Annotated in this window: 1 protein-coding gene; it reads left to right on the plus strand. The window is 42.9% G+C overall.

The window, feature by feature from the left end; translation table 11 throughout:
• Positions 1–1,053 precede the first annotated feature (1,053 nt).
• A partial coding sequence (locus QZ918_RS22770) for a hypothetical protein (protein ID WP_293338603.1) occupies positions 1,054–1,379 on the plus strand: 326 nt, incomplete at its 3' end.

Consider the following 1,379-nt stretch of genomic DNA (forward strand, 5'->3'; position numbering starts at 1 on the left):
TGCTCATCAACTGCTTCAGCGCGGGGAGCCTGTAGGCAAAGTCCCGCGGATAGTGCTGCAAGGCGCGCTGTTGGTCGGTGATGATGATAACGATGTTGGGCTTTTTGTACTTTGCGAAAAGATCCTCGATTGCCATTTTTTGCTATGAAGTAAAGAAGTAAATAGGTTTGGGGGTGCCGTGCAGAAGTGGTAAGAACTGAAGCCAGCTATAAGTTATAGAGGGAAAATATCAGAAATATTTGGCCATCTCAAGCTTTGAGTCCACCCACTTGTCGATCGGGTGGCGCTACACAAGGAAGAAAATCGCCATCGGTTTTTTCCGACTCGCTTTAATTACCCAGGATTGGGGTTAAATCAGCCGTTTTCTGGAAAAATAGTTAGATTTGACTGGTTGTTCGCTTCAAAAGATAGATTACTTGAATTTGCGCCTAAAAAAACTTTTTAGCTAAAAAGTTTTGTTAACTTTTGTTTCCGGCTTGCAGTCATCTTTTTTCTTGTTTATTTGGTGTATTAATTTATACGGCTTCAAGCACAGAACTATGATGAGAACTAGCTTCCAGCCTTTGCTGGCGCTATTGCTCTCTGGCGCCTGCCGTCTTGCAAGCAAGCATCAACCCACAACGCTCGCGATCGACCTTCTTTCACCTGCGGGCTTCCTGATGGTGGTCTGTGAGGAGAATTCTGATGTCGCTCAGCAGGTATGCTATATTAGCTGAGTTCGTTAAACAGTGGATTTTTGGGTTGGGCTTTCAACTTTAATCCCGATCCGACAACTTGCCAGTTCTTGATTGGTAGCAGTCGCAAGCAGCTAAAAATCTGTAGCAATCCTTGCAGGAGTCGTAAATTTTTTCCGGCACCCAACCCTCTCCTTAGCAAAAGGAGGGAGTAAGAAATTCACAAATGATTTAGGATTGCTATATCAACTGATGCAACTAATACAAAATTAAGAGTCAAACTGTTACCAACCAATACTGAAGAATCTAATCTCGATTCACCCAATCTAGTAACTTCTCGATTCACCCAATCTAGTAATATTTGTCTTTGGAGCAAAATATGTCTTTTTCCAGGCAACAAATCATTGAAACGCTATACCGTTTAGTCACTTTTTTAGCGACGGTTCCTTTGGCTCGCAGGTTGATTGTATCTAATAAATACGAATATGACTATACAGTTTTAGCTCCTCTAGCTATGACTGAGGTGCCACTTAGTCCCATCGGCAACCTGCCTAGACTGCCTAACGCCGATGAACTTCCCAGCCTGAAATGGGTGAGTTTAGTGTTGAGTACGCTGAGTATTTTGAACGAGGCTGAAAAGTCGGCTAATCTTCTCAAAAGCTCGCTGTCAAACGAAGGTGAAATTAATTCGTTAGAGTCGAGCAA

It is taken from the genome of Microcoleus sp. CAWBG58 (assembly GCF_020883045.1).
Lineage (GTDB): Bacteria > Cyanobacteriota > Cyanobacteriia > Cyanobacteriales > Microcoleaceae > Microcoleus.